Source organism: Bradyrhizobium sp. (assembly GCF_035652035.1).
In the GTDB taxonomy this organism is placed as follows: domain Bacteria; phylum Pseudomonadota; class Alphaproteobacteria; order Rhizobiales; family Xanthobacteraceae; genus Bradyrhizobium.
Genome location: NZ_DASREO010000099.1, coordinates 156,480 through 175,541 on the forward strand (window position 1 = coordinate 156,480; position 19,062 = coordinate 175,541).

A 19,062-nucleotide genomic window follows, 5' to 3' on the forward strand; every position below is an offset into this window, starting at 1 on the left:
GTTGCGGCGCGGTGAATCGGGGAACCAAAATTGTGTGACTAAAACTGGGGGCAAGAACGGATCGTTCTTTAGGGGCCGCTGAGGGCGAGGCCGACTTCCACCGGCTGCATGGTCGTTGCGCTGCAGTGCCAGCCATCGTCTTTCTTCTGAAAGGCAAACGATTTTTCGATGCGCACGCGATAGCCGACCTGGAATTGCTCATGGCTGCCGGGCACCGATTTCGGCCGGCCCGCTTTCAGATCCCAGCAGGTGCCCGTACATCCCGACGCGATCGGGCTGCAGGCGGTGAAAGGCGAAAGAACCACCATCTCGATTGCGCTGGTGACTTCCGCGCCGTCGTTGGTCTCGTTGCCCCGCACCTGAGAGACCCGGTTCACGGCGATGAAGTTGCCGCACGAGCCTGCCGAATGAATTTGCGCGACACAGAGGTCGACCGCATCCGCATTCGGCGCCGGTGATGGATGCTGTCTTCCGAACAATTTTTTCGAGTCGCCTTTGGCTGCAGTGACCTCGGCGATCCTCCGAGCGAAATATTCGGAGAGGCAGCCCTCGGAGGAGGAAAGCTCCGCCAGCGGAACGTTGTCCTTGTTGTCCAGGCCGCACTTGCGATCGCGCTCTCTGGTCCACCGTTCGAATTCCTCAAACGCGTCCCGTTCGTCATCGTCCTTGAGCCGGGCGATGACCGCCATCACCTTCTCATTCAGCTCCTCCTTGGCCAGCGCCAGGGTCGGATCGCTGCAAATCAAAAGGCCGGCCGTCGTGTGCACGGCGAGACAGTCGAAATTCGGATCGGTCAATATCGCGATCCGCTCCTCGGTCTCTTTCAACAGGCAGTCCCTGACCGCCTTGATGTCGTCGATCCTGATCGGCTGCCGTCCAAGAATGCCGCAACTGGAATTGCGGTCTCTGATCCATTCGGCATTTTCCTCGATCGCCAGCCGCCGGTTCGGAAGCCGGTTCAACCGTTCGGCGATGGCGCGACTCAGTCGGTCGCCGCTCGCGTTGAGCTCGCCGTCGCCGCAGAAAAGCTGCTCCGCCGGGACTTTGACGTCTTCGCAATGGTTCTTTGCGAACAGCGGCAGGATATCGGTGATCGATTGATTGGAAGCCGCCTCGGCATGCACTGGCTGCGCCAGGCCTAACCCGACAGCCACAATTGTCAGCCCCATCAAGCTACGCATCCGATCCCCCGAACGGAAAAGCTTCCGCCACACTAGCCCATCGTAGCTTTTCGGCTGCCGAGGCGAAACGAAATTATTGAGGCAGCTGGCCGCGGGACATGCGTCAATTGATGCCGGCCGCAGCCAATGATACCGTGATTTATTGATGAGCCATGGGACCAGCATCCTCGCAACGGTTGGATGCGCCTTTATTGAAGACGAGATTTGAAGCCATGACGTTTCGCCTTGGCGCGGCAGCGCGCAGATTGTTCATCGGTTATGTTTTACAGCTGGGCCTCATATTGGCCCTTGCGCTATCGCCGGGCGCGCGCGCCCAGAAACTCGTCGATCCGAACACGGTTGCGCCGGAATATCGCGAGGCGGCCGAGAAGCGCCGCGCAGAACAGCTCGCGCTATACCAGTGCTCGAAAAAGGCTGATGACGCCAAGGTGCTGCGCAGGGACCGTGTCAACTTCATCAATGATTGCCTCGAAAAACATCAGCACCAGTGAGTGGCTGGCAGTTTTTCGGCAATCAAGGCCTGGCCACGGCGTTTCGCGCCGAGGCGGCATTTGCTGGATTCAATTGGATTTTGAAGCGAGGCTCACCGCGATAACGGGAGCTGCGACCTCGCTTGCAGCACTCGCGAGCGCGCCCTGCGTCTCGTAACGCATGACGCCGCTGTCATCGATGACAAAGAGGGGACGGTGATTGCGGATGTCGATATCCTCGATCATCGTCATGCGCCGGTTGTCCAGCGTCAGCCAATGGCCGTCGAGCCGCGCCGACACCACCGCATGATCCTCGCCTCGCGTCAGATCGCGCAGGACCACGAGCCGGAGGTCGTCGCGCGATACGCCGGCCATTCGCAGTGCGGCGAGCTTAGCAATAGCGTAGTCCTCGCAATCGCCGGCGCCGGTGGCAAAGGTGTCGAGCGGCGGGCTCCAGACGTCGATCTGACCATATTGGGCCAAGTCGCTGGTCGCCTTGATCGCAAGGTTGATCGCGCGATTGATCTCGCCGAACCGGGCGCGGCCTTCGCGGGCCCGGGCTGAATCCACGATGGCAAGCAATTGCAGGGCGGCCGGCGAGACGCAGCGTTCGCGATCGCCATCACAGAGCGCAAGCTGCACCATGTCGTCGTCGAGCTTGCGCTCGAGGCCACTCCATTTTTCCGCAAGGCCGCCGGCGGACAATCTGGTCGCAAACAGCCCAAACGGTTCGGCCGATTTGCGAATCCCGTCCAGCATACCCGGCGAAATCAACGTGCCCGCATTGAGGTTGGCTGCAGGCCCGAGCCACATCAGGGCCCAGGCAAGAATGATGGCACGCCAGGCATGCCCGTTGCGGAAGTAACCCATTTTGACACCCCATCCGCCCGGGCATCGCCAGCACCTTCTGGCGCGGGTGACCGGGTCGTTTTGCGAACGATGATGGGTGGTGGACGCTGTTTTTTGCTTAAGGGCCGCGTGCGCGCCGCGGGAATGTCCCAAACAGGCTGAAGGGCGCCTTACCGGTGTTGTGAAAATGCTACGGAAGTGAACCTTATGGCACCGTCGGAAGACTTCTGTCTGATATAGCTAATTTGATGAAAGTTGCCGGCTTTGTAATCCAGCTCACAGTCAGGGAACTGGAATTGGTCCACTATTCTGCCATGTGAGGCCCTAAAAGGCTGTAACCAGTATAGATTCTAAAAATCTATACTAGGAAGATCGAAAATTTGGCTGATTTTGCCATCGAATACATATCAAATGCTGTGGGGCTCAAAATCTATAGTGTCCTTCATCTGGGAAAATCGGGGCGAAGTCCCGTCGAAAATCCATGCCCGCGGGGTTTGGAAAACTCTTTTGCAAGCAGGAGATGGTTTCGCGAACCGCCCACTGATGATAAGGAAGCTTAGACCATTGAAATTATATATTTATTAACCATTGCGGTGACCAGGTGAATTACTTCGGCAAATTCGATGCCAAGGTTTCCGACGCTCTGGGCCAGCACCCAAGCGCTCACCTTTTTTCCGAAACAGTCCACGCCACTCACGTCCCATCGGATGCGGTCGTCGTTTCCGACGCGCAATTGCTTTTCAACGCAGAGTTCAAGCGCTCCGGTGTTGACCTCGTTCTTTCCGGCGAAGGCCGTGAAGTGGTCTTGCATGACTACTTCAAGGGCGTGCATCGCGCCTCGATCGCTTCGCCCGACGGCGCCCATCTTACCGGCGATATCGTCACCGCGCTCGCCGGCGAGGTGCAATACGCGCAGGCCGACAACAGCACCGACGCTCACAAGGTCATCGGCCATGTGACCAAGCTGGTCGGCAGCGCAACCGCGACCCGCAACGGCGTCTCGATCATCCTCAACAACGGCGACAACGTCGAAAAGGGCGACGTGGTGGCGTCCGGATCGGATTCAACACTCGGCATCACCTTCATCGACGGAACGGTGTTCGGCCTGTCGTCGAATGCGCGCATGGTGCTGAACGAGATGGTCTACGACCCCAACGGGTCGAGCAACTCGTCGCTGCTGAGCCTTGTGGCCGGCACCATCACCTTCGTCGCCGGCGAGACGGCGAAGCACGGCGACATGAAGGTCGATACCCCGGTTGCGACCATGGGCATCCGCGGCACCGCCGTGCTGGTCGAGATCGACTTCTCGGTGCCCGGGGCCGCGCCCGACGCAAAATTCCAGGTTCTGGTCGAGCCCGACGGCACGACTGGTTCGTACATCCTGTTCGACAAACAGACACTTACCCCGCTGGCCGTCGTCGACCAGGCCGGGATGCAGATCAACATCTCGAACGGGGTCATGAGCCAGACACTGGCTCCGCTGTCGCCGGAGCTGCAAAAGCTCATCACCGATGTGTTCGCGCTGAAGTTCTCCGACAGCTCGAACACCAAGTCGATCGAGCATTTCACCGACTCGATTGTCCCGACCAACGCGTTCGGGCCGTTCAAGCTGGACGTTGGCCTCCTCGCGCCGGTCTCGGTCACGATCACGAGCCAGGGGACGGGCTCCAATGGCGCTCCCGGTGGATCGCCGGACATTATCCCTCACGTTCCCAACGGGCTGACCATTCAGACGACCAACGGCATCATCATTCAGCGTGCCGGTGCCGCCGCGACCGGACAGGATACCGTGTCCGGCACGATCACATTCGCTGACATCAACGCCACCGATCGTCCGACGGTTTCGACGCACTTCATTTCCTTTACCCTCACGAATGCGCTCGGAAAAGATATCAGCGGCACGGTGACCGCGGCGGAACTCGCAGAGATCAACGCTGCGCTGGCGCTCGCCGTCAATTCCAGCACCGGCAATAACGGGGTTGATAGCTGGACCTACAGCATTCCCGCCAGCGCGCTCAGTTTCCTGCCCGCGGGCGCCACGCTGACGCTGAACTATAACGCCACGGTCGACAACAACTACGCGCCGCACGACGAGACCCTCACGGCACCGATCACGATCACGATCAAGAGCGCCGCCGAAATCTGGAGCGAGACCAAGGAAATTGCGTCGCCTTCGCCTGGCGACTGGGCGACCGGGGCGAACTGGCTGACCGGCGCGGCTCCGACCGCAAGCGACGACGTCATCATCGTCACCGATCCGACGAAGAGCGGGACCCCGTTTTACCCGGTCACGATCGGCGAAGGCGACCCGGCTGCGTTCGCCGATTCCGTCACCATGGACGATCTGGGGAGCCTTGCCCCGGAGCTCGACAACTTCAACAAGCTCACGATCGGCAGCGGCGGCCTTCATTTGAACGCCGACTCGATCCTCAAGAATTTCGGCACCATCAGCGTTGGCGGCATCGCCGAAATCCTGCAGCACAGCGTGCTGCAGAATTCCGGTCCTCTGGCACATCTGACGCTGCAGCAGGGCGGCGACTTCAAGGACGAAAGCCAGATCACCAATTCCGGCACGATCGAAGTCGCCGGCAGCACGCTCAATGTCGAGGTCGATATCGCCAACAAGGGCGGGACCCTGCAGATCGACGACTTCGCCAAGCTGACGCTGTCGGATGGGGCGACGATCGACCACGGCGCCATCACGCTTGGCGCCAGCAGCGTGCTCGATATCGAGACCGCAGCTGGGGCTACGCTCGACGGCGTCGCGGTGACCGCCACCAGCGGCTTCCTGCAGAGCGGGATCGCGATCGGAGCCCTCACGCCTGGCGGCTCGACCCTGACGATGAAGGACGGCGCGTCGATCAGCGGCGGCGAGATGACGATTGCCGGTGGCAGCACGCTCGACGTGGAGAGCGGAGGCGGAGCGACACTCGATGGCGTGACGGTCGTCGGGACCAGCGGTGTCTCGGCAAGCCTGATCGAGATCGGTGTCACCACGGAGGGCGGCTCGACCCTCACTCTGCTCGACGGGACGTCGATCGCCAGCGGCAACATGACGATTGCCGCGAGCAGCGTGCTCGATATCGAAGCCGGAACGCTTGGTCCGGGTGCGACGCTCGATGGTGTCGCGGTGACGGGCTCGAGCGATCCGAGCACCATCGCAATCGGCCTCTCAGGCCCGGCGACGTTGCTGCTCGACGATGGCACCACGATTACGAACGGCAATATGACAATTGCCGCAAACAGCACGCTCGATGTTGAAGCCGGAACGACTGGTCCCGGTGCCACGCTCGATGGCGTGACCGTGACTGGCGTCAGCCCCAACGGCGTCAGGGGGGAAACGTCAGACAAGCCAAGCAAGATCGAGGTCGGCACTTCGGGGGCCGCGACGACTCTGCTGGTCGACGACGGCACCACCATCATCAATGGCGAGCTGAAGATTGCCGGCGGCAGTACGCTCGATGCGGAAGCCGGAACGACCGGTCCGGGTGCGACGCTGGATGGCGTGACGGTCACTGGCACCGATGCAAATGCAGCGCTTTCGGTGACGGCAAGCACCATCGAGGTCGGCCTCTCGGGCGCTGCGACCCTGGTGCTGGACGATGGGACCTCAATCAAGAATGGCAATCTGACGAATGCCGGCACGCTCGATATTGAAGCCGGAACGCATGGTCCGGGCGCCACACTCGATGGCGTGACGGTTACTGAGATCAAGGCAATCAAGGGTGAATCGTCGGACGCGTCGATTGGCGAGATCGAGGTCGGGACCTTGGGTGCGGCGTCCTTGCTGCTGGACGACGGCACCACGATTACGAAGGGCAATCTGACGATTGGCGGCGGCAGCATGCTCGATGTCGAAAGCGCGCTCGGTGCGACGCTGGATCACGCCACCGTCGCCGGCACCAATGCGGATGCATCGCTTTCGGTCGCGGCCAGCACCATCGCAATCGGCCTCTCAGGCCCGGCGACGCTGACGCTCGAAGGAGGCACCTCGGTCGCAAACGGCAACCTGACGATTGGCGGCGGCAGCACGCTCGATGTCGAAAGCGCACCCGGGTCGACGCTGGACGGCGTCATTGCGACCGGCATCAGCGGCGACCTGGCGAGCACGATCGAGATCGGCGTCCATACGATCGGCGGCTCGATCCTGACCCTGCTCGACGGTACGTCGATCTCCTACGGCGACATGACGATCGCCGTCGGCAGCACGCTCGACATCGAGAGCTCAAGCGGGGCGGCGCTGGACGGCGTCAATGTTGCGAACTCTGGAACGATCCAGGTCGACACCGGCCCCGAAACGACCACTGTCACGCTTGTGCTTGATGGCGGCACGGCGATCACGGGCGGCGACCTGCTGATCCACCATCCGGGCAGCGGCGAGAACGGGGTCGTCGAGATCAAGACCGGCGGCGCCACTTTCGACGATCTCACCGTCACCAACAACGGTGAGTTGATCATCGACGCGTCGGTCACGCTCACGCTGACGGACAACACCTCAATTCTTGGCGGCACGATTGACGACGCCGGCACCTTGTTGGTCAGTTCGTCGAGCGAAATCACGAACGCCACGATTGATGGCGGCGGCAATGTCACGGTTACCGGCGGAGCGCTGACCTTCTCCGGGGTCACGCTGGACGACGTGAAGTTGTCGGGCAGCATCACCAATGCCGACACGCTGACGATCGACGAGACCGTGACGCTGAACGGCGCCTCCATCTCAGGCGGCACCATCGACGATACCGGCGCGATCGTCGGACATGGAGCGATCGGCTCGGTTATCACTGGCTCTGGTACCGTTGAGTCGAGCGGCGGCACGCTGACCTTGTCGGGCGTCAACACCTATACCGGTGAGACCACGATTGACAGTGGCAGCACGCTGGCACTGTCGAGCACGGGTTCGATCGCGGACTCCAGCGATGTCGTCGACAACGGTACCTTCGACATCACGGCGACTTCGGGCGCCTCGATTGTGACGCTGTCGGGCAATGGCACTGTCGATCTCGGCAGCAAGACGCTCACTTTGACGAACGGCTCGACGACGTTCTCGGGCGCAATCAACGGCACCGGCGGGCTGACGGTCGACGGCACCAGCACCACCGAGACGCTGGGCGGCACCAACATCTATAGCGGCGTGACGACCATCGGTTCGGGCGAGACGCTGGCGCTGTCAAGCACGGGTTCGATCGCGGACTCCAGCGATGTCATCGACAACGGCACGTTCGATATCTCGGCGACGCCTGGCGCTTCGATTGTGACGCTGTCGGGCAATGGCGCCGTCGATCTCGGCAACAGGACACTGACGCTGACCAAGGGCTCGACCACGTTCGGCGGCATCATCAACGGCACCGGAGGGTTGACGGTCGACGGCACCGGCACCACCGAGACGCTGGGCGGCACCAACACCTATAGCGGCGTGACGACCATCGGTTCGGGCGAGACGCTGGCGCTGTCGAGCACGGGTTCGATCGCGGACTCCAGTGATGTCGTCGACAACGGTACCTTCGACATCACGGCGACTTCGGGCGCCTCGATTGTGACGCTGTCGGGCAATGGCACTGTCGATCTCGGCAGCAAGACGCTCACTTTGACGAATGGCTCGACGACGTTCTCCGGTGCAATCGACGGCACCGGCGGGCTGACGGTCGACGGCGCCGGCACCACCGAGACGCTGGGCGGCACCAACACCTATAGCGGCGTGACGACCATCGGTTCGGGCGAGACGCTGGCGCTGTCGAGCACGGGCTCGATCGCGGACTCCAGCGACGTCGTCGACAACGGCACGTTCGATATCTCGGCGACGGACGCTTCGATTGTCACGCTGTCGGGGAATGGCACCGTCAAGCTGGGCGCGCACACATTGACCCTCACGAATGGGTCGACGTCATTCTCGGGAGCGATCACCGGCACCGGCGGGTTGACGGTCGATGGCACCGGCACCGAGACGCTGGGCGGCGCCAACACCTATAGCGGCGTCACGACCATCGGTTCTGGCGAGACCCTCGCGCTGTCGAGCACCGGCTCGATCTCCGACTCCAGCGATGTCATCGACAACGGCACGTTCGATATCTCGGCGACGTCTGGCGCCTCCATTGTGACTCTGTCGGGCAATGGCACTGTCGATCTCGGCGCAGCGACGCTGACCTTGACGAAGGCGTCGACCAGTTTCTCGGGTACGATTGGTGGTACCGGCACCGGCGGCGGCCTCACAGTCGCAAGCGGTACGCAGGCCTTCGGCACGGTGACGCTGGACGATTTGACCCTGTCGGGCAGCTTCAGCGAGACCGGCACCGTGACGATCGACGATACCGTCACGCTGAACGGCGCGACGCTGTCGGGCGGCACGATTGACGTGGCGGGTATCCTGGATTCGGAAGGCACCAGCTCTATCAGCGGTGCGACGATCAACAATCCCGGCCATATCAACGTCGTCAGCGGCAAGCTCACGATCGACCCGGCGCCTTTCACCAATAAAGGCACGATCGAAGTGGACGGCAAGGCGGATCTGGTGCTCTCCGGCGAAACCGTCACCAACAGCGTCACCGTTGGCCTGACCACGACCAATGGCACCATTCAGGTCGACAGTCAGGGACTGCTGACGCTGAGCGGCTCCTCGATCAATGGCGGCATCGTCGACAACCTCGGCACCATCGATGTCACCTCCGCCAGCTCCATCAACAACACCTTCAGCTTCGTCAATACCGGAACTGTGAAAGCGGACGGCGCCGCACTGACGTTGTCGGGCACGACGGTCACCAACGCCGGCGGCACACTGGAGTCGGCGGGAAGCGGCCTTGTCGATCTCGTCAACGCCATCGTCAACAATGGTAATCTGAGCGGCAAGTTCTCGACGGCGACCGGCAATAGCAGCAGCACGCTGAACGGCCTCACCCTGGAGCTCGGTACCCTGGTGACGGCGACCGTCGGCGTGCTTGAGCTGACCGGGATCATTACCAACAACGGCGAGATCGACGCGAACGGCGGCGCGGTCCATCTGGTGAGCTCGACCCTCGACTCCGGCACGCTTGGCGGCAGCGGGACGATCACGACGGTCGGCAGCGGTTTGGACACATTCAACGGCGTAACGATCTCTCACGGCACCACCGTCACGGTAGCCGACCACACGGCGCTGGACCTGTCCGGCACGATCACCGATGCCGGTACGATCGCGCTTAGCTCGTCCGGTCACACCACGCAGCTTGAGATTTCCGGCAGCGTCTCGCTGTCCGGTGGCGGCGCCGTTACGATGTCGGACGTTGCCGACACGACCGGTCATGTCGACAACTTCATTGTCAGTGACGGTTCGGCGGCCACGCTGACCAATTCCGATACGATCGCCGGTGCGGGCACCATCGGCGACAGCAACCTGACGCTGATCAACAGCGGGACAATCGACGCGACGGGAACACATGCGCTCGTCATCGCGACCGGCGTCACGAACAACTCCGGCGGTATCCTGGAAGCTTCGGCTGGCTCCGAGCTCGATATCGACGGCAATGTCGTCAATAACGGAACGATCGAAGCCAACGGCGTATCCTCGTTTGTCAAGATCACCGGAAACGTCACGAACACGACGGGTTCGACGGGCGCGATCGACATCTCCGCAGGCGGGCATGTTGAGATCACCGGTTCGGTCTCGGCGGGTGAGACCGTGACGTTCGAGCAGTCGAATGGCGCGGGGCTGCTCACCCTCGATGATTCCCATGGATTCCAGGGCACGATCGCGGGTCTCGTCGAGGCTCCTACCGAGAGTCAAGAAAATCACGTCGATTTGCTGGATTTGGCATGGACCGGCCGTATGCATGTCAGCTTTGCCAGCGGCCACGTCACCGTCACCAACGGCAGCGGAGATCACGTCTCTCTCGCGGTGTCGGGTACGTCTGGCGACTTCGAAATTACGGAGGATAGCTCGGGTCATACGCTACTCGACGATCCCGCAACGACAGGCACGGTGACGGTCGACAGCAACCAGGTGCTTGGGGTCTCGGCGGCAACCTCGGCGACCATCGACTTTACGAACAGCAGCGGCAATACCGGTGAGCTTCTGCTCAACGACTCTCATGATTTCACCGGAACAATCGTCGGCTTTGCCGGTGACGGCACGATCGCGAATTCCGACCTGATCGACGTGACCGACGTCGATTTCGCCAATGTCGCGACGGACAAGACGACCTACACTGAAAATGCCGCTGGCACGGGCGGAACGCTGACCCTGCACGATGCGAACGGACAGGTGCTCGACAGCATCAACTTCACCGGCAGCTACCAGCTGGCGAACTTCACCGTCGAGAGCGATGGCAGCGGGGGCACGTTGATCGTCGATCCGCCGGTGGATAGCTCGACGGCGGCCAATACGATCGTTGCGAGCGGGGCGGACCAGACCTTGAGCGGCTCCGGAGCGAGCGACAATTTCGTCTTCAACTTTGCCGGCGTCGGCCATTCCACGATTGCGAACTTCGATCCGGTTGCCGACACGATCCAGGTCTCCAGCTCCATGTTCGCGAACGTCCAGGCCATCCTGAACGCAGCGCATGATGACGGTCACGGCAATTCGGTCATCGCCATCGACGCCCATGACAGCATCATCTTGAATGGCGTTTCCAAGACGCAACTGCACGCCAGCGATTTCCACGTCGTCTAGGCCAGGCCTCGCGCGCAGGGCGCGGACGCCGTCTGCTGCGCGGCGCCCGGTCGCCGCAACAAGATTCGTGATCAATTCCGCATGTCGTGATATCGAAACGGCATGAAGAAGCTCAAAATCCTCCGGCGCTGGTTTGGACGACGATTCGGCTATTCGCGGCTGATCTGCCTTGCCTTGCTGATCGGCATCGCTGCGCTGCGCGTTGCCGATTTCGCGCCGATCGAGGAGCTTCGGGTCAGGGTTTTCGATTTCTACCAGCGCTTCGATCCTCGTGTGAAGACCGCGCGCCCGGTCACCATCGTCGATATCGACGAGCCAAGCCTCAAGAAGTTCGGACAATGGCCGTGGCCTCGGACTTATATGGCCGACATGGTCATCAACCTCGCCAATCTCGGCGCGGTTGCCATCGCCTTCGACGTGGTGTTTTCCGAACCCGACCGGCTCAATCCGGACATCGCGGCCAAGACCATGCGTTATCTGGATGAGACGACCCGCACCAAGCTGCGCGAACTGCCGAGCAACGATCAAATTCTTGCCGATGCCGTCAGGCGAACGCGGGTCGTGCTTGGTGAGACCGGGCTCGATACGGTGGTGTCTGAAATCGACAAGGACCTTCCCTTCACCGGAGTTGGGACCGTCGGGGAGGGAGCGGAGCCGCGCTTTTTCGAGTTTCCTGGCCTGCTGCGCAACGTTCCGGCGCTCGAGAAGGTTGCCGCCGGCCGTGGTCTTCTGACGATCGTGCCCGAACGGGACGGCATCATCCGCCGCGTGCCGATGATGTTGCTGGCGCAGGGTAAGCCGATGCCGGCGCTGAGCCTGGAAATGCTTCGGGTCGTCTCGGGCTCCTCGACCGTTATCACCAAATACGACCGAAACGGCATCAAGACCGTCGGCGTAAGAGGACTGGATGTTCCGACCGACAAGTATGGTGAGCTCTGGGTGCATTTCGCGCGTCACGATCCGTCGATCTACGTGTCGGCGGCCAGCATTCTCGATAACAGCGCGCCGGTCGAGAAGATCAGGGGCAAGCTGGTCCTGATCGGCACCGGGGCGGTTGCGTTGAACGACATCAAGACCACGCCGGTATCGAGCGCGCTCCCTGGCGTCGAGATCCATGCCCAGGTGCTGGAGGCCGCGCTCACCCACGCGGTGCTGTCGCAGCCCAATTACGGGCTGGGGGTCGAACTTCTCGGCGCGTTCATTCTCGGAATTCTCGTCATCATGTTCACGCCGAATCTGGGGCCGGTGACGCTGGTCGGCGTCGGCGCGTTGTTCGCCACCGTGCTGATCGGCACATCCTGGTATTTCTACAAAGAGCAGCGGCTTCTGATCGATTTCACCTATCCGCTGCTGTCGACCACCGCGATCTACCTCACCTTGATTTTCGCAAGCTTCGTGCGCGAGCAGGCGCAACGCCGTCAGATCCGCTCGGCCTTCGGCCAGTACATCTCACCGGCCCTGGTCGAGCAGCTGGCGCAATCGCCGGAAAAGCTGAAGCTCGGCGGCGAAGAGCGCGAGATGACGATCATGTTCTCCGACGTTCGCGGCTTCACCTCGATTTCGGAATCCTACAAGCACGATCCGCAGGGCCTGACGGCGCTGATGAACCGCTTCCTGACACCGCTCACCGACGCCATTCTGGCGCGCAAGGGGACCATCGACAAATATATGGGCGATGCGATCATGGCGTTCTGGAATGCGCCGATCGACGACAACGATCATCAGGTCAACGCCTGCAACGCGGCGCTCGACATGCTGGAGAAGATCGATGCCCTCAACAAGGAGCGCGAGATCGAGGCGCGGGAAAGCGGCCGCGCTTACATTCCGATCAATGTCGGCGTCGGCCTGAACACCGGCGTTTGCGTCGTCGGCAACATGGGGTCGAATTTGCGCTTCGACTATTCGGTGCTGGGCGACAGCGTCAATCTCGCCTCGCGGCTTGAGGGGCAATCCAAGGAGTATGGCTTTCCGATCATCGCCGGTTCGAGGACGGCGATTGCGGCCAAGGACAAGTTCGCCATCCTCGAGCTCGACTTCATCATGGTGAAGGGAAAGAAGGAGCCGGAGGTCATCTACGCCATTGCCGGGCGAGAGGATGTGGCGCAGTCCGCCAAGTTCCAGACCTTACGCAACCTTACGATCGAGATGCTCGCCTGCTATCGCAGCCGCGACTGGGAGGGCGCGCTGGCATCGATCGATCGGGGCCGTCGCACCGACGAGGCCGGGGCACTCGGTTATCTGTACACGCTCTATGAGTCGCGCATTCGCAATTATCAGAAGAACCCGCCGCCCGACGACTGGAACGGCGCTTTCGCGCTTCTGACGAAGTAGCCAGGCGCGGCCAACTAGCCGAAAAAACAACAAGGAGGAAAATCCGCATGACGAGACCCTCGGACAAGGAGATTGGCGCTATCGCAAGCGCCGCCGGCGTTCCGGTGGACAAGGACGTCGCCGCGCGCATCGCCGATTCCATCGGGCCGGCCTTCGACGGTTTTGCGGCGATCGCCGGTACGCTTCCTTTCGATCTCGAGCCGTCGACCTTTGTGCTCGTTCAGACCGACAAGGTGGCCCGATGAGCGCGGAACCAGCCCTGATGTCGCTGACGGAAGTCGCGAGCGCGATTGCGGACAAGCGGATGTCATCGCACGAAGCGACGCAATCCTGTCTCGACCGGATCGCGAGATGGCAGCCGCATCTGAACGCCTTCATGGCGATCGAGGCGGAGGACGCCCTGAAAGCGGCCGATGCCGCCGACGGCGCGCTTGCCAAAGGCGGTCGCCGCGGCGCGTTGCATGGCGTGCCGCTCGCGCACAAGGACATGTATTACGAGACGGGCCGGGTCGTGACTTGCGGTTCGCGCATTCGCCGCGATTTCGTTCCCACCACGACATCGACGGCGTTGCAGCGATTGAAGGACGCCGGCACGATCCGCCTCGGCTCGCTGCAGATGGCGGAATTCGCCTACGGCCCGACCGGCCACAACGCGCATTTCGGTCCGGTGCATAATCCCTACGCGCTCGACCACGTCACCGGAGGCTCGTCGTCGGGATCAGGTTCCGCGGTCGCGGCGCGGCTGACATTCGCGGCACTCGGCTCCGACACCGGCGGGTCGATCCGCATGCCCGCGCATTTCTGCGGTGTGACCGGGCTCAAGACGACCGTGGGACGCGTGAGCCGCGCCGGCGCGATGCCGTTGTCGCAATCGCTCGACACCGTCGGGCCGCTCGCCCGCACCGCGGAAGATTGCGCGGTGCTGCTCGGCCTGATGGCGAGCGCCGACCCCGCCGATCCGACCGCGAGCACTCTGCCTGTGCCGGATTATGCCGCGGCCACGGCGCAGTCGATGAAAGGGGTCACGATCGGGGTGCCCAGCGCTTTCTACGTTGACGATCTCGACGCGGACGTGGCTAGCGTCCTCGACGCCACGATCGCAACGCTCAAGCGCGAAGGCGCCAATGTTGTGCAGGTCGACTTGCCCGATCAGCGCCAGCTCTCCGGCGCCGCGCAACTCGTGCTCGCCGTGGAGGCGGCCGCCTTCCACAAGCGCTGGATGATCGAGCGGCCGCAGGATTATGGTGCGCAGGTCCTGATGCGGCTTCAGAATGGGCTCGCGATCTCCGCCATCACCTATCTCGAAGCCATGCGTTGGCGCGGTCCGGCGCTCGCCGCGCATAACGCGGCGACGGCGAAAGTGGATGCCGTGATCGCACCGGTGTCGCCTGTGCCCGCGCCGACCATCGCCGAAAGCGACGTCGGCAACGGACCGGACGCCGCCGCCGTGCTGCAGCGGCTGACGCGCTTCACCCGTCCGATCAACTATCTCGGCCTGCCGGCGCTGTCTGTTCCATCGGGCTTTACCCGCAAGGGCCTTCCGGTGGGCTTGCAACTGATCGGCCGCTCGTTCGACGAGGCGACCCTGCTGCGGATCGGTGCGGCGTTCCAGCGCGCGACTGATTTTCACGAAAGTCTGCCGCAACTGCCGTGACGATCGCGAGCTTGCCAAGCCGCTTCCGCCGATCGTTCGGCTCTCGGCCCCGTCAAGATTGAAATTGGCATGGTCACGTCAGCCAATAATGGCTAGATTCGTCGGCAGCGCGGGGAGGACGTCGCGCGTCATCAGGGGGACCTTATGTACATATCGGGTGAAAGTCTCATCGTCATTCTGTTCGTCGGTCTGGTCGCGGGCTGGCTGGCTGGGAAGATCGTGCGTGGCGCCGGCTTCGGCATCATCGGGGACATCGTTATCGGCATTATCGGTGCCTTCATCGCCAGCTGGCTTTTCCCAAGGCTTGGCATTCACATCGGCGGTGGCCTGATTTCGGAGATCATCTATTCGGCGATCGGCGCCATCATCCTGCTGCTGGTCGTGAGGTTGATTCGGAGCGGCGGGCGCTTGTAATGCTCACGGAAACGGAACAGGGCTGGCCGAGCCGGCCGGCCCTGGACTTCCGACCTTCTTGCGCGACTAAAAGGAGAGATGGCGTCGTGGGTCCACGGTGAAAAATCGTTGGGTGGCAAGCATTTAGGTTAATGCGACTTCATTAGACGGTATTAGCGATAATCGGTAATAATGCGCCTGCGAACCACTGAGCTGGTTCGCCATCCCCTTGGCTAGAAGAGATCAGGATAATGGCAGCCGCTCCCGGTGTCCGGCGTTCCGAACTCGGTGAAGCGCTGCGCGCCTGCCGCACTGCTTTCATCGGCGTCGGCATCATGAGCTGCATGATCAACCTGCTCTATCTGACCGGGTCGCTGTTCATGCTGGAGGTCTACGACCGGGTGCTGCCGAGCCGCAGCGTCCCGACCCTGATCGGCCTGATCATCCTGGCAGCCTTCCTCTACATGGCGCAAGGAATCCTCGACCTGATCCGGGGACGCATTCTCGGCCGCGTCGGAACCTCGCTCGATGAAGCCCTCAACGCGCGCGTGTTCGACATCGTCGTCCGCTTGCCGCTGACCGTCGGCAGCCGCAATGAGGGTCTTCAGCCGCTGCGCGATCTCGACAATGTGCGCAGTTTTCTCGGCGGCATGGGGCCGGGCGCTTTCTTCGACCTGCCGTGGCTGCCGTTCTACCTTGCGATCTGCTTTGCCTTCCATTGGCTGATCGGCGTCACTGCGCTGGTCGGTGCGGTCATCCTGGTGGCGCTCACGCTCACGACCGAATTTTTGTCGCGCGCGCCGGCGCGCCAGGCGCTGGGTCTCGCGGCGCGGCGCAACGATCTGGCAGCAAGCAGCCGGCGCAACGCCGAAGTGCTGGTGGCAATGGGCATGTCCGGTCGCCTTAGCCGGCGCTGGTCCGAGGCCAACCAGAATTACCTCGATGGCAACCAGCGCGCCAGCGACGTCTCCGGCGGGCTGGGGTCGATCGCCAAGGTCCTGCGGATGATGCTGCAATCGGCCGTGCTTGCGGTCGGCGCCTATCTCGTGATTCATCAGGAAGCGACCGCCGGCATCATCATTGCGGGGTCGATCCTGAGCGCGCGCGCACTTGCGCCGGTCGATCTCGCGATCGCCCATTGGAAGAGCTTCATCGCCGCGCGTCAGAGCTGGCATCGCCTGAACAAGCTCCTGGACACGATCCCCGCCCGTCCCACGCCGACCTTGCTGCAAGCGCCGTCCAGCCGCGTGTCGGTCGAAGCCATCAGCATCGTGCCGCCCGGCGACCAGCGCCTGATCGTTCAGGACGTTACGTTTACGCTTTCCGCCGGAAACGGACTTGGCATCATCGGGCCGAGCGGCTCGGGCAAATCCTCGCTGGTACGCGCGTTGGTCGGCGTGTGGCAGCCGGCGCGCGGCAAGGTGCGGATCGATGGCGCCGCGCTCGACCAGTGGTCCTCGGACGTGCTCGGCCGCTACATCGGCTATCTGCCGCAGGACGTCGAATTGTTCGCAGGCTCGGTTGCGCAGAATATCTGCCGCTTCGATCCCGATGCCACGTCCGACGGCATCATCGCGGCCGCCAAGGAAGCCGGCGTCCACGAAATGATCATCAAGATGCGCGAAGGTTACGACACCCCGGTCGGCGAGCAGGGAACCGCGCTTTCGGCCGGACAGGCGCAGCGCGTGGCGCTGGCGCGCGCGCTTTACGGCAACCCTTTCCTCATTGTGCTGGATGAACCGAATTCCAATCTCGATACGGAGGGCGATGAAGCGCTGACGCGCGCCGTCCGTGCCGCGCGCGAACGCGGCGCCATCGTGGTGGTGGTTGCGCATCGGCCGATCGGGATCGAGGCGGTCGATCAGTTGCTGGTGCTGAAGGACGGCCGCGTGCAGGCCTTCGGTCCGAAGGAAACCGTGTTGGCGCAGGTATTGCAGCCGCGCGTGGCCTCGCCGTCGCCGATCAAAATCGTCTCGGAAGGAGGCGTCGCCAAGCCATGAAGGACCTTCAAAAAGCCCTGACGGATCTTCAGGAGAAGGGCGCGCGCCCCTCGATCCGGCGGCATTTGATTGTCGGCTTGACCGTAGTCATCCTGCTGGCGGGCGGTCTCGGCGGCTGGGCCTCGACCGCGCAAATTTCCGGCGCCTTGATTGCGCAGGGCTCGATCGTCGTCGAATCCAACGTCAAGAAGGTGCAGCACCCGACCGGCGGCGTCGTCGGCGAGGTGCGTGCCCATGACGGCGACGTCGTCAAGGCCGGCGACATTGTGGTCCGGCTCGACGATACCGTCACCAAAGCCAACCTTGCGATCGTCACCAAGAATCTCGATGGCCTGTGGGCGCGCGCGGCGCGGCTCGAGGCCGAGCAGCGTGGCCTCGACAAGATCGTGTTTCCGAAGATGCTGACCGATCGCGCCAGCGATCCCGACGTCAAGGAGATCATGGCCAACGAAACCAAGCTGTTCGAGGTGCGCGTCAACGGCCGCGCCGGCCAGAAGGCGCAGTTTCGCGAGCGCATCGTTCAGTTGAACGAGGAAATCTCCGGCCTGACCGCGCAGGAGGCGGCGAAGGACAAGGAAATCGGTTTGGTCGAGACGGAACTCTCCGGCGTTCGCGATCTCTACGAGAAGCATCTGGTGCAGCTCAGCCGCCTGACGACGCTCGAACGCGATGCGGCGAGGCTTGCCGGCGAACGCGCGCAGTACGTTGCGCAGCGCGCCCAGGCCAAGGGCAAAATCACCGAAACCGAGTTGCAGATCATCCAGGTCGACAAGGACATGGTCAGCGACGTGTCCAAGGACCTGCGCGAGGCCAACGACAAGATCGGCGAACTGGTCGAGCGCAAGGTGACGGCGGAAGACCAGTTGCGGCGGGTCGATATTCGCGCGCCGCAGGACGGCATGGTGCTGCAATCCACCGTGCACACCGTCGGCGGCGTGATCACCGCGGGTGACACCATCATGCTGATCGTGCCGCAGACCGACGACCTTCAGGTCGAAGCCAAGGTCAATCCGCAGGATATCGACAAGCTGCAGGTTGGCCAGAAGACGCTGCTGCGATTGTCGGCCTTCAACCAGCGTACCACGCCGGAATTGAACGGCATCGTCACCCGCGTGTCTCCTGACACCACCACCGACCAGCGCACCGGACAATCCTATTACACGATCCGCGTCTCAATGCCGTCGGAAGAGGTCGCGCGCCTTGGCGACGTCAAATTGATTCCCGGCATGCCGGTCGAGGCGTTCGTGCAGACCGGCGAGCGCACTTTGCTGTCTTATCTGATCAAGCCGCTCAGCGATCAGTTGATGCGGGCTTTCCGGGAGAAGTGACGGCGGAAGCCGTTATTCCGGAGCGATGCGAAAGCATCGAATCCGGAATCCATTTCTCCTAGTATTCGCGTGGCTAAATGGATTCCTGTATCTCGATGGCTGTCACTGTCATAGTGGCGGGCAGGCGGAGATAGCCCGTTGGATTCCTGGCCGCTCGAGGTCGTAGTCCCGGCATGGGCGTCTCCGTTTTTGCTTTGTCTGATCGAACAGTCGCATGG

At 62.3% G+C, this 19,062-nt stretch carries 11 protein-coding genes; 8 read left to right on the forward strand and 3 right to left on the reverse strand.

What is annotated here, in order from left to right:
* Nucleotides 1-68 precede the first annotated feature (68 nt).
* Nucleotides 69-1,181: a lysozyme inhibitor LprI family protein gene (locus tag VFB05_RS28275; protein WP_325018672.1), complete on the reverse strand. Its 1,113-nt coding sequence runs from the start codon at nt 1,179-1,181 to the stop codon at nt 69-71.
* A gap of 245 nt (nt 1,182-1,426) precedes the next feature.
* On the opposite strand from VFB05_RS28275, the gene VFB05_RS28280 reads away from it, so the two are divergent.
* Nucleotides 1,427-1,672 (forward strand): hypothetical protein, encoded by a 246-nt coding sequence (locus VFB05_RS28280; RefSeq protein ID WP_414643332.1) that lies wholly within the window; start codon nt 1,427-1,429, stop codon nt 1,670-1,672.
* A 69-nt stretch (nt 1,673-1,741) separates the two neighbouring features.
* On the opposite strand, the gene VFB05_RS28285 is transcribed toward VFB05_RS28280, so the two are convergent.
* Nucleotides 1,742-2,521 (reverse strand): transglutaminase-like cysteine peptidase, encoded by a 780-nt coding sequence (locus VFB05_RS28285; RefSeq protein ID WP_325018675.1) that lies wholly within the window; start codon nt 2,519-2,521, stop codon nt 1,742-1,744.
* A gap of 535 nt (nt 2,522-3,056) precedes the next feature.
* Entirely contained in the window at nt 3,057-3,311 is a 255-nt protein-coding gene (locus VFB05_RS28290) for a hypothetical protein (RefSeq protein WP_325018678.1), read from the reverse strand.
* On the opposite strand from VFB05_RS28290, the gene VFB05_RS28295 reads away from it, so the two are divergent.
* The 7 genes from VFB05_RS28295 (at nt 3,300) to VFB05_RS28325 (ending at nt 18,844) form a co-directional block, all read left to right on the forward strand.
* On the forward strand, nt 3,300-11,138 hold the full coding sequence (locus VFB05_RS28295) for a hypothetical protein (protein ID WP_325018680.1): 7,839 nt from the start codon (nt 3,300-3,302) through the stop codon (nt 11,136-11,138). The genes VFB05_RS28290 and VFB05_RS28295 overlap by 12 nt on opposite strands.
* A 102-nt stretch (nt 11,139-11,240) precedes the next feature.
* On the forward strand, nt 11,241-13,469 hold the full coding sequence (locus tag VFB05_RS28300) for an adenylate/guanylate cyclase domain-containing protein (protein WP_325018682.1): 2,229 nt from the start codon (nt 11,241-11,243) through the stop codon (nt 13,467-13,469).
* Between the two features lie 47 nt (nt 13,470-13,516).
* Nucleotides 13,517-13,714: a hypothetical protein gene (locus VFB05_RS28305; RefSeq protein ID WP_325018684.1), complete on the forward strand. Its 198-nt coding sequence runs from the start codon at nt 13,517-13,519 to the stop codon at nt 13,712-13,714.
* Nucleotides 13,711-15,123, forward strand: coding sequence for an amidase (locus tag VFB05_RS28310; RefSeq protein WP_325018686.1), 1,413 nt, complete (start codon nt 13,711-13,713; stop codon nt 15,121-15,123). The genes VFB05_RS28305 and VFB05_RS28310 overlap by 4 nt, the downstream gene beginning before the upstream one ends.
* 144 nt (nt 15,124-15,267) lie before the next feature.
* Nucleotides 15,268-15,537 (forward strand): GlsB/YeaQ/YmgE family stress response membrane protein, encoded by a 270-nt coding sequence (locus tag VFB05_RS28315; protein WP_325018688.1) that lies wholly within the window; start codon nt 15,268-15,270, stop codon nt 15,535-15,537.
* A 230-nt stretch (nt 15,538-15,767) separates the two neighbouring features.
* Nucleotides 15,768-17,516, forward strand: coding sequence for a type I secretion system permease/ATPase (locus tag VFB05_RS28320; protein WP_325018689.1), 1,749 nt, complete (start codon nt 15,768-15,770; stop codon nt 17,514-17,516).
* Nucleotides 17,513-18,844, forward strand: coding sequence for an HlyD family type I secretion periplasmic adaptor subunit (locus tag VFB05_RS28325; protein WP_325018691.1), 1,332 nt, complete (start codon nt 17,513-17,515; stop codon nt 18,842-18,844). The genes VFB05_RS28320 and VFB05_RS28325 overlap by 4 nt, the downstream gene beginning before the upstream one ends.
* Nucleotides 18,845-19,062: the final 218 nt, after the last annotated feature.

Coding starts and splice junctions, on each gene's coding strand:
- VFB05_RS28275 (WP_325018672.1), bottom strand. CDS start 1,181: ATGCGTAGCTTGATGGGGCTGACAATTGTGGCTGTCGGGTTAGGCCTG.
- VFB05_RS28285 (WP_325018675.1), bottom strand. CDS start 2,521: ATGGGTTACTTCCGCAACGGGCATGCCTGGCGTGCCATCATTCTTGCC.
- VFB05_RS28290 (WP_325018678.1), bottom strand. CDS start 3,311: ATGCAAGACCACTTCACGGCCTTCGCCGGAAAGAACGAGGTCAACACC.
- VFB05_RS28300 (WP_325018682.1), top strand. CDS start 11,241: ATGAAGAAGCTCAAAATCCTCCGGCGCTGGTTTGGACGACGATTCGGC.
- VFB05_RS28305 (WP_325018684.1), top strand. CDS start 13,517: ATGACGAGACCCTCGGACAAGGAGATTGGCGCTATCGCAAGCGCCGCC.
- VFB05_RS28310 (WP_325018686.1), top strand. CDS start 13,711: ATGAGCGCGGAACCAGCCCTGATGTCGCTGACGGAAGTCGCGAGCGCG.
- VFB05_RS28315 (WP_325018688.1), top strand. CDS start 15,268: ATGTACATATCGGGTGAAAGTCTCATCGTCATTCTGTTCGTCGGTCTG.
- VFB05_RS28320 (WP_325018689.1), top strand. CDS start 15,768: ATGGCAGCCGCTCCCGGTGTCCGGCGTTCCGAACTCGGTGAAGCGCTG.
- VFB05_RS28325 (WP_325018691.1), top strand. CDS start 17,513: ATGAAGGACCTTCAAAAAGCCCTGACGGATCTTCAGGAGAAGGGCGCG.